Genomic DNA, 6,997 nt, shown 5'->3' with positions numbered 1-6,997 from the left:
GGCTGGGGCCCGTTCTGTGTGTATGGATGACGAGGATGCTGACCCCGTGGGCGGGCCACTGCCGGAAGCGGAGTCGTTCGACGATAGAGTGCTGGGGGTCAGCGAGTCGCTCATCCGGTACGTCGAGGTCATCGCGGCGCTAGTGCTGGTTCTCCTCTTTGCTATCGGCGTCTTCGACCTGACACTCCAGATATTCCAGAGCGCGCTTCGTGGCGATATCACCGACCCGCTAGTCGTCGTCGGTTTCATCGACACGGCGCTCCTCCTGTTCATTATCGTCGAGGTGTACCAGACCGTTGTCGCGTACACGCAGGAAAGCGAAACGCGCCGCATCGTCCGTCTGGTTATCTACACGGGCGTCATCGCGATGGTCCGGAAAGCTATCATTTTCCGCACCGGCGAGTACAGCTCCGAACAGGCCGCGCTCACCGCCGCCGCAGCCTACACGCTCATCATCCTCGGGCTCGCGGCGCTGCTGCTCGTCGAGCGTCGGACCCGAGACAGGCTCCCGGAATCCGGGTGAGCGGTCCCGAAAGAAGTTAAACACAGGCGGCGTAGCGCCGATAGATGCTGCTGGTGCTGTGTATCGACCTCGACGACGACCTCGGCCGCAAGACCGGCATCGACACGCCAGTCATCGGGCGCGATGCCGTCGTAGACGCAGCCGTGGCGCTGGCCTCGAACGACCCGGAAGACTCCGATGTGAACGTCCTGTTCGAGGGCGTCCACATCTATGACGACATCACCGACGAGCCGGTCGAAGTCGCAGCCGTCACCGGCGTCGACGGAAGCGATGTCGCCGCTAACCGGGCAGTCGGCGAGGAGGTCGATACCGTTCTCGCGTCACTGGCGGCCAGCGAGGATGTGCGGGCGCTGCTGGTCACCGACGGCGCACAGGACGAGTCGGTGGTCCCCGTTATCCGCTCGCGGGTCCAAATTGACGGCGTTCGTCGCGTCGTCGTCCGACAGGCCCAGAACCTCGAATCGATGTACTACACCATCAAGCAGGTGCTCGACGACCCGGAGACCCGCGGGACGATACTGGTTCCGCTGGGCATCCTCCTGCTGATTTACCCGCTGACAATCGCCGTCGAAGCGCTGGGGTACCCCGGTTCCGCGCTGGGCGTCATCTCTGGCTTGCTTGGGCTCTACATCCTCGCACGGGGCCTCGGCGCTGAGAAGATACTGGACGAAGCCGTTGAGCGAACGACCGCCGGACTGTACGCCGGTCGCGTCACGATCATCACCTATGTCGTCGCGGCTGCACTGCTCGCTATCGGCGGCGTCAGCGGCGTTCAGGAACTCGAACGCCAGACGGACCCCGACGCCCTCGAAGTCATCGCGTCGCTGGTCTCCGGCGCGATTCAGTGGTTCGCCGCCGCCGGCATCACCTCCAGCCTCGGCCGCGTGACCGACGAGTACCTCGACGGGAGCTTCCGCTGGCGGTATCTCAACGCTCCCTTCTACGTCCTCTCGATCGCCCTCGTGTTACACGCTGTCAGCGCCTTTTTCCTCGGGGTGCAGGACCTGGAATACCTCGCGATAATGCTCACTGGTGGGACGCTGCTCGGGCTGGTCAGTACCTTAGGCTTCGCTGTCGCGGAGGCCCGCTTCGACCGCGCCGAACAGCACAATCAAGGCCCCGGCGGTCCCTCATCCGAGTAATGTACGTCTCCCGTGCCGTCGAGAGTCTGCGCGCGGACCCACTCGACGGCGAGCCCGTCGATCTGGTTCTCGAAACGGCTGACGATGCTGACCCTGAGCGCGTCGCCGCCGCTGCGGAGGCCGCCGGCGCGACCGTCGAGCGCCACCTCCAGTTCGACGACCTGCTGGTCTCAACGACACAGGACGAAATTGACGCCCTCTGTGACTTGGATGGCCTGACTGCGGTTCAGACTGGCAACGTGAACGCTATCACGACGGCCGACGATGTCGAAGAAGACCTCGATTCTGATCACTGACCGGCGACCGTGTTCCGCATTTCTTTTGTCACCGCCGGAAATACACGATATCGAGGGCACGTAGCTCAGTCCGGATAGAGCGTCGGACTTCTATCTCCGCTGGCGCTGCCATCGGGGGAAGACATCCGACGGTCGTGGGTTCGAATCCCACCGTGCCCGTTATCTGTAACTGAAAATAAGAAGTGCCGACACCACCTGCTGTCCGTTCTAGCAGAGCCAATTCCCGCCGAGACGAACTCTGCGACCCGCCCTTTGCAGTATTACAGTGAAGGGAACACGACTACCAGTACCGCGTCAGTTTGCATGACTTGTCAGAGGCATGGCAACCCGACTTGGGGGATGGCACTGGTTTCGTCCCCTCCACACGCACGGATTCCCCGGCAACACGTATGTAACAGTGACATTTTCACACCCAGCTACTGTTTTGAACATCTGGGTAAAATCCCTGCACTGTCATGGTCCCCATTTGCTGGGACAGGACGACAGCAACACTGTGTTTCGCTGCATAATCAGCTTCAGCCTCCGACTCCAACACTATGTGGGCCCGTGTCTGACCCGCGGCGGCCGGCTACGCCTCAACGATATCGTCTTTCATTGCGGCGACCTCGGTGAGAATCGCTTCGACGTCGTCGTCGGGGACGCCGTTCGCCCGGAGCGCGGCTTCGAGGTGGGTCGCAACGCTGGCAAACGCGTCTTCGGTGATCCCCATGCCCTCGTGGGCGGTTTGCATATCGTCGCCGTCGTAGTCGACCGGGCCGCCGGCAACGGTGCTGATGAACTGAGTCTGGTGGCTGCGGAGCTGGTCCATGTCGGTTTCCTCGAAGTACGGTTCGAGCAGCGGGTCGTCGAGTACGCGGTCGTAGAAATCCGAGACCACCGCGTCGACCGCGTCGCGACCGCCGATCCGCTCGAAAATAGACTGTGATGCCATTGTCGAGTGACAGGTACGCAGTCGGCATGATTGTTGTGGAAAAACAGATTTGGCATCGACCGTCGCGCTGCTGCTCGGACGTGATGCCTGCGGCGACACTCTCAAAGCGGGCGATTATGGACGCGCTACAGTCGTTGACGACGAACCAGCAACAGAGACAGCAGGCCGAGCGTCCCAAGCACGGTCCACTCCCCGTGGCGGTCCGTGACGGGCCGCGTGGTATCGACGGCGCGTCTGGGACCGTCGCCGGCGGTGGTCGCTGTGGTCGCACTGCTATCGCCCGACGGCGCGAAATTCGTCCGCCGGCCGGTCGTATCTGCTGCGCCGCTTCGCCGCAGGTCACGGTCAGTGAGCACCTCGACCGGGACCGACGGCGCGGTGCCAGTGACAGCCTGTCGAACAAACGCATTGAGTTCATCTCCGGCGACAGCCGACACCGTCTCGGCGAACAGCGCGAGAGTGATGCGGTCGTCGTGTCGGGTCAGCCTGTCGAGGACCGCTTCGAACGTCCGGGTGCCATCGGTTGCTTGCCGGAGATGGGCGTCAATGGCCGCGACGACACGTGTTCCCTTGTGGTACTGTGCGCCCGGTCCCGCCCATGCGTCGGGCTGTGTCAGATCGGCGGTTTCGTGGCGCTCGGTCGTCACCCGCTCATGGAACTGGTCTGCATCGATGCCGCCCGTGCTGTACGTGAGGGCCGCGGTGTGGTAGTCCGCGCTTCCCTCGCTGAGCCAGTCCATCGCCGGTGTCGTCTCGAGGGTCTGTCGCGTGTGGCGGTATTCGTGGACCCAGACGTTGACCGGGGACCGGACGGGTTCGCCGGCGTTGACGATGACATCCGACGCGCCGTTCGACGGGGTGTATCCGCCCGGTGCGAGTTCGTTCGGCGCGACAAACACGCGGATGTGGTCGTGGTCCCTTCCGGCGGTCGAGACACGCTTTGCATGGCTGATGGCGTCCAGAACGGCGGTTCGGTTGGGTCGCAGGTCCGAAGCCGCTGGGACGATGAGCGTGATTCGGTCGCCATCGACCGTTCTCGTTTCTGTCTCGTGGGGGCCGATGTAGGCGGCCGTACGCCCGGCGACACCGCTTTGCCCGGGTGCGAGTGCGAGCGACTCGTTCCACGTGGGCCGCGGCCCAACGTGCCAACGCCAGCGGGCACGCAGTGACACCTCCTGTCTGGCAAGCAGCGTCCAGTTGTGGGTGTCAGCGGTCCGCTGGCCGAACGTTGTCGAGAGTCCGACCGGCACGGTGTAGGTCAGTCGTGCTCTCTCAGTATCACCGCTGACACGCCAGCGGTCGCCATCGGACTGGAGTCCGTCGGCTTGGAGGACTGTCGCCTCCCCCGGCGTCCGTACCGACAGTCCGGTGACGTGCCGTGGTCGCTCAATCGTCGCGGTTACCCGCACCCGGCCGGTCTTGTTCGGCTCTCTGTCGAGTGTGTACTGAACAGCAATCGACCTGTCGTGGTCGGCACTGCCCTGCGCTGGTGGCCCGGATTCGATACCGAGGGCGACCGGAGACGTGCAAACCAGAAGGAGACAGACCAGTCCTGCAAACAGCTGCGTTCTCATAGCTCTGGGTGTTGCCGAGTGCTACGCGACAACCAGCGAGTGGCGGTAAAGTGTGTGCCGGTGAAAATCTCAAACGTAATAACAGGCTGTGCGCCTCGGACACGGGGTCGCAAGCGTTTTGCCAGCGGCCACGTTATCCCCTGATATGGCCGATTGTCCGCTCGCAGACGACTGTCCCGAATTCACCGAACGAATTCAGGGGATGGGCTGTACCCACTACGGCGACCGTGGCGGCGCCGAGTGGTGCAATCACTACAACCAGCCGATCTCGGAGCTCAAGAGCCAGCCGGTCAAGATGGGCGAGGAAGTCACTGTCGACGTTGAGGACATCCATGAGAGCGGTGCCGGTGTCGGTCGGACCGAGGACGGCTTCATCATCATGGTTGACGGCGTCCTGCCCCCGGCTCGCTCGCTGGTCAAGGTGACGAACGTTCACTCGAACCACGCCCGGGCTGAGGAAGTCGAGCGACTGGAGATGGACGAGGACCTCTCCGAGTCTGAAGCCGAAGAAAACGACGCCGACGCTGACGAGACGGACGACAGTGCTGATGATGACGGCCGGCGTCTCGGGAGTCGGGACAACTTCTGGGGCAGCTAGGACACACCGGTTGGACAGTTTGCGAGCGGGACTTCTTTGAGCCAGTCGGTCCTTCCTGTGGATATGGACCTCGAACTCGATGGCAACGCAGCGCTGTGTACCGCCGCAACGAGCGGACTCGGACTTGCGAGCGCCGAAGCCCTCGCTGCGGACGGTGCCAACGTAGCGGTCTGTGGCCGGACGCCGGAACACGTCGACGAGGCACGGAACCGGCTCGAAGCGGTCGGCGACGGCGACGTACTGGCCGTCGAGGCCGATATTACTGACCCCGACCAGATCGAGGCACTCGTCGAGGAAACTGTCGACAGCTTCGGCGGCCTCGACCACGTCGTCACCAGCGCTGGCGGTCCGGCCCCCGGACCGTTCATGGAGACGACCGAGCGAGAGTGGTACAGCGCCTACGACCTGCTCGTGATGAGTGTCGTCTGGACCACCCGGGCCGCCTACCCACACCTCAGGGACTCCGATGCCGGCACCATCGTCAATATCACCTCCCGTTCTGTCCGGGAAGCCATTGACGACCTGGTGCTCTCGAACGCTGTCCGCCGCGCTGTTATCGGCCTGATGAAGACACAGGCTAACGAGTTTGCGCCGGAAGTCCGCGTCAACGCCGTCCTCCCCGGCGCACACGAGACACCACGTATCGAGGAACTCGTCGAAGCAGCCGTCGAGCGTGGCGAGTACGACTCTTACGAAGAGGGCATCAAATCTTGGGCCGATGCCCCGCTGCAGCGTGTCGGCCGACCGGAAGAGCTCGGGGATGTCGTCGCCTTCCTCTCCTCGCCCCGGTCCTCATACGTCACTGGAACGGCCCTGCCCGTCGACGGCGGGGCGATGCAGAGCTAACAGTTCCGGCCGCCGGGCCGCTCAGAACCGCCCGTCGTCGCGCAGTTCCCCGACCACCTCTCGGACCCGCTGGGCCTCCTCTTTTGGGACCACGAGCGTCCGGTCGTCGAATGACGCCACGACGAGGTCTTCGACGCCGACGGCGCTGATGTGGCCGTCGCTCGCCAGCACGTTCCCGTCGGCGTCTATACTAACTGCCTCACCCAGCACCGCGTTTCCGTCTTGGCCGTCGAGGACGCGCTCGAAGGCATCCCACGACCCCAGGTCGTCCCAGTCAAGCGCCGCCGGAACGACAAAGGCGTTTTCCGCGTCTTCGAGCACAGCGTAATCGATGCTCACTGGGTCAACAGCGGCAAAGGCGTCGTCGTGGTCCCCGTCGTCGAGTCGCTCGACCATGGGTGCAAGCGGCGAGGACGCTGCGGCGGACAGGAGAGCCGTCGGCGCCCACGCGAACAGGCCGGCGTTCCAGTAGAATCCCTCCCGGACGTACTCCGTCGCGGTCTCCCGGTCGGGTTTCTCGTGGAACGTTTCGACCGGCGCGAAGCCGTTCTCGGACGGTCCGGGCTTGATGTAGCCGTAGCCGGTCGCCGGCCGGTCCGGTTCGATACCGACGGTGACGAGCCCCTCGGTTTCCACTGCGACCCGCGCGGCCGTCCGTGCGACCGTCTCGAACGGCCCCGAAATCCGGTGGTCGCTCGGCAGACACAGCAGAACACAGTCGCCGACCTGCTCGCGGATGCGGTGGGCCGCATACGCCAGTGCCGGCCCGGTGTCTTTCGGTTCCGGTTCTGTCAACACTGCTACATTCGGGACGTGCTCCCGGACCCCGTCGGCGAACGAGTCCCGAGTCAGCACGTAGGTCTCGTCGGCGAACCCGACCCGACTGACAGTCTCGGCGAGTAGTGATTCGTCTTCCCCGAAGGAGAGAAACTGTTTGGGGCGGTCGCTCCGACTCGCCGGATACAGGCGCGTGCCGGTGCCGCCGGCCAGAACGAGCGCGACGATTGGTCGCTCCATACTCGGGCTTTGCCCAGCCAGTGCTAAAATGTTGTACTGGCGACCGAGGCGGAGACCAGCCGAACCCACT

The 6,997-nt window shown here is 64.0% G+C and carries 8 protein-coding genes and 1 tRNA gene; 6 read left to right on the top strand and 3 right to left on the bottom strand.

Features of this window, described 5'->3' with window-relative positions:
• Positions 1 to 22: 22 nt before the first annotated feature.
• The 4 genes from G9463_RS07815 to G9463_RS07800 all read left to right on the top strand — a co-directional run bounded on the left by G9463_RS07815 (position 23) and on the right by G9463_RS07800 (position 2,120).
• A complete protein-coding gene (locus G9463_RS07815) occupies positions 23 to 523 on the top strand; it encodes a phosphate-starvation-inducible PsiE family protein (RefSeq protein WP_004960019.1) in 501 nt (166 codons plus the stop codon).
• A gap of 44 nt (positions 524 to 567) precedes the next feature.
• Entirely contained in the window at positions 568 to 1,665 is a 1,098-nt protein-coding gene (locus tag G9463_RS07810) for a DUF373 family protein (RefSeq protein ID WP_007189585.1), read from the top strand.
• Positions 1,665 to 1,961 carry a hypothetical protein gene (locus G9463_RS07805; RefSeq protein ID WP_165896399.1) on the top strand — a complete coding sequence of 99 codons (297 nt, stop codon included), beginning with the start codon at positions 1,665 to 1,667 and terminating at the stop codon, positions 1,959 to 1,961. The genes G9463_RS07810 and G9463_RS07805 overlap by 1 nt, the downstream gene beginning before the upstream one ends.
• 54 nt (positions 1,962 to 2,015) lie before the next feature.
• A tRNA-Arg gene (locus G9463_RS07800) sits at positions 2,016 to 2,120 on the top strand.
• Positions 2,121 to 2,529: 409 nt separating this feature from the next.
• Here G9463_RS07800 and G9463_RS07795 read toward each other — a convergent pair.
• The gene (locus G9463_RS07795; RefSeq protein WP_007189587.1) at positions 2,530 to 2,892 is read right to left on the bottom strand and encodes a group 1 truncated hemoglobin; all 363 of its coding nucleotides are present in this window, start codon (positions 2,890 to 2,892) and stop codon (positions 2,530 to 2,532) included.
• Between the two features lie 125 nt (positions 2,893 to 3,017).
• Positions 3,018 to 4,466: a hypothetical protein gene (locus G9463_RS07790; RefSeq protein WP_165896398.1), complete on the bottom strand. Its 1,449-nt coding sequence runs from the start codon at positions 4,464 to 4,466 to the stop codon at positions 3,018 to 3,020.
• 145 nt (positions 4,467 to 4,611) lie between these two features.
• Between G9463_RS07790 and G9463_RS07785 the strand changes: the two genes are divergently transcribed.
• Both G9463_RS07785 and G9463_RS07780 read left to right on the top strand, forming a co-directional pair.
• The gene (locus tag G9463_RS07785; RefSeq protein WP_004960032.1) at positions 4,612 to 5,064 is read left to right on the top strand and encodes a TRAM domain-containing protein; all 453 of its coding nucleotides are present in this window, start codon (positions 4,612 to 4,614) and stop codon (positions 5,062 to 5,064) included.
• Positions 5,065 to 5,127: 63 nt separating this feature from the next.
• A complete protein-coding gene (locus G9463_RS07780) occupies positions 5,128 to 5,910 on the top strand; it encodes an SDR family oxidoreductase (RefSeq protein WP_011224398.1) in 783 nt (260 codons plus the stop codon).
• A gap of 21 nt (positions 5,911 to 5,931) precedes the next feature.
• Here the strand turns inward: G9463_RS07780 and G9463_RS07775 are convergent, their stop codons facing one another.
• Positions 5,932 to 6,927: a mannose-1-phosphate guanylyltransferase gene (locus G9463_RS07775; protein WP_165896397.1), complete on the bottom strand. Its 996-nt coding sequence runs from the start codon at positions 6,925 to 6,927 to the stop codon at positions 5,932 to 5,934.
• Between the last annotated feature and the right edge of the window lie 70 nt (positions 6,928 to 6,997).

The organism is Haloarcula sp. JP-Z28, from assembly GCF_011440255.1.
Lineage (GTDB): Archaea > Halobacteriota > Halobacteria > Halobacteriales > Haloarculaceae > Haloarcula > Haloarcula marismortui.
The sequence above is the reverse complement of the archived record's forward strand: the minus strand, read 5'-3'. Positions and strand labels throughout refer to the sequence as shown.